Annotated in this window: 2 protein-coding genes; one reads left to right on the top strand and one right to left on the bottom strand. The window is 59.1% G+C overall.

The features are described from left to right. Positions 1 to 141 precede the first annotated feature (141 nt). Positions 142 to 1,206, top strand: a complete 1,065-nt coding sequence (locus NW815_RS04225) for an o-succinylbenzoate synthase (protein WP_414389620.1) — start codon at positions 142 to 144, stop codon at positions 1,204 to 1,206. Here NW815_RS04225 and prfB read toward each other — a convergent pair. Beyond that, positions 1,203 to 2,334 (bottom strand): peptide chain release factor 2 gene (gene prfB / locus NW815_RS04230; protein ID WP_414344353.1). Its coding sequence is split into 2 segments (ribosomal slippage): positions 1,203 to 2,261 and positions 2,263 to 2,334, totalling 1,131 coding nucleotides; the frame shifts between segments, so codons are not numbered across the junction. The genes NW815_RS04225 and prfB overlap by 4 nt on opposite strands. Positions 2,335 to 2,689 lie beyond the last annotated feature (355 nt).

Consider the following 2,689-nt stretch of genomic DNA (forward strand, 5'->3'; position numbering starts at 1 on the left):
AGTGCGGGGCTCCTGCGCTAGTAAGCTGAATAGCAGCCCTCTGAGAAAACTGGCGTTTTTCCTTTCTTTATCTTGCTTGAGCTTTTTGTGGCTGGTAGGCACAGCAGATCATCTGCAGGGGATACCCAAAAAGAGGGATCCGTGCCGCTTGGGCGGCTGGAAAAGCGGTTTTCCTTTGCGTTTTGCCCCTACTGGCGTCCCTTTCGGCGGCCCCTGCGTACCCACCACGGACTGTGGTCCGTGCGCGAAGGGATCCTGATCCGACTTACAGATCGGGAGACAGGCTGTCAGGGATATGGGGAAATTGCTCCCATCCCTTGGTTTGGCAGCGAGACCTTAGAGCAGGCTCTGGCGTTTTGTCGGCAGCTGCCCCCTCTTTTGTCGGAGGCGTATATTTTGGGGATCCCAGAAGCACTGCCGGCCTGCCGGTTTGGGTTGGAAGGCGCTTGGCTGGCCTGTCGGGATCCCGATTGGTTGAACAAGGATCTCTCTCTACTCTCTTTCTGTGAACTTTTGGGGGAGACCCTGCCGCCGGAATCTTACAAGGACTCCTACAAGGACTCCGTCCCACTCACGCGGTCGGTGTACAAGCTCAAGGTGGGGAGGGATCCCATGCAGCAGGAGTTGGAGAAGCTGGAGCAATGGCTGGAGCGGTTGCCGCCGGGATCCCGTCTGCGTTTGGATGCCAATGGGGGGTTAGCGCTTGCGGAGGCCCACCGGTGGCTGGCCGTTTGTGATCGGCTCAACCAGGCCTCGCCGGTCAAGATCGAGTTTTTGGAGCAGCCTCTGCCGCCGGATCAGCACGCCCATTTGGTGGAGCTCAGCCGCCAGTACCAAACCCCCGTTGCTTTGGATGAATCGGTGGCCTGCCTGGAGCAGTTGCAAGCGATCCATCGGTCAGGATGGAAAGGGATCCTGGTGGTGAAGCCGTCTCTGGTGGGCTCCTGCATTGCGCTGCGAGAGTATCTCAGCCGCCATCCCGGCCTGGATCTGGTCTTTTCTTCGGCGCTGGAGACTCCCATCGGCGCCTGGCACGGGTTGGCTTGGGCGGGATCCCTGCAAGCCAAAACCGCCTCTCCCCGGGCCGTGGGATGGGGGGTAGGGGAGTTTTTCCAGGAAGGGGATCCCCTGACCTTGACCCAGCTCTCAGCCCAGGAGCGGGCTGCCCTCATGCAGGCGGTGTGGGAGCGCTACAGCCGGCCCTAGACTGCGGCGGCCTGTTGTTTGGCGTATTCCTGCCGCAGATAGGCCTGGATAAAATGCATCAGCTCCTCCGGCTCGCCGTTCATAAAGGCCTCGACATTGTAGGTTTCGGCGTTGGTGCGGTGATCTTTGATCAGCTTGTAGGGATCGAAGGTGTAGGTGCGAATACGCCCCCCAAAGCCCTGAGTCACCATCTCGCCGCGGATCTCGGCCAGCTTTTGTCTGCGTTTTTCCTCTTCCATCTCGATCAGCTTGGCCTTCAAGATCTGGATGGCTCGCTCTTTGTTTTGCAGTTGGGAGCGCTCCTCGGTGCAGCGCACGGCAATGCCGGTGGGCTTGTGGATCACCCGCACCGCTGTTTCCACTTTGTTCACGTTTTGGCCACCTGCCCCACCTGAGCGGGAGGTCTCGAACTCCAGATCTTCCATCTTCAGCTCATACTCGCTTTCCTCTTCCAGAATCGGCATCACCTCTACGCCAGCAAAGCTGGTTTGCCGTTTGCCGTTGGCGTTGAAGGGGCTGATGCGCTCCATCCGGTGGTTACCCTTCTCGGCAGAGAGATAACCATAGGCGTAGGGGCCTTCGATCAGCAGGGTGGCGGACTTGATGCCGGCTTCAGCACCTTCGGAGTATTCCGAGAGGCTGACCTTGTAGCCCTGGTTTTCGGCCCAGCGGGTGTACATTTTCAGGAGCATTTCCGCCCAGTCCTGGGCATCGGTTCCCCCTGCGCCGGCGGTGATGGTGAGGATGGCACCGTTTTTGTCGTAGGGGCCGGAGAGCAGTTGCTGCAGCTCCCACTGGCCCAACTCCCGCTCCACCACTGCCAGGGATCCCGCTGTCTCGGCTAAGAGTTCCGGATCGGGCTCTTCTTGGAGCAGCTCGAGGGCGCTGGCGGCATCTTCCAGGCGATCCTTCCAGCGGTGCACCTGATCCCAGGAGGCCTTGAGGCTGTTGAGCTTTTGCAGGTGGCGGCGGGCTGCCTCTACATCATTCCAAAACTGCGGCTGCGAGGCTTCTTGCTCTAGGATGGCAATCTGTTGCTCCAAGTGGGGCAGGTCAAAGATAGTCCTGAGCGTTGCTCAGGCGCAAGGTGAGCGATTCTAGGGTGCGTCTTAGATCGGCAAGTTCCATAGAGAGCAGCAAGCTGTTTGCGCGTCGGATCCCATCCTAACCTGTGGGCCGGCAACTCAATCAAGGGATGGAGCCCTTCTGTGGGGCAGTTCCTGGCCGTTCCCATTGCAACAGCATTGCGATCCCTTGTCCATAGCAACAACCCCGCCAGAGGCAGGACGGAGTCCTTTGGCTTCTGCCGAAAGATCCCTGTTGAGGTGGCTCAAGCCTATAGCAGAATAAAGAATTCGGTTTCGGAGGCTGCGATGCTGAAGGTCTTTTCCTTGCTTTCCGGGCTGGTTTTGGCGGGAGGAGTGGCTGCTTTGGCCATCACCAATCCCACCTTAGAAGAGCATGCCTCTAACCCCCAAAACCC

This window comes from Synechococcus sp. R6-7 (assembly GCF_047461695.1).
Classification (GTDB): domain Bacteria; phylum Cyanobacteriota; class Cyanobacteriia; order Thermostichales; family Thermostichaceae; genus Thermostichus.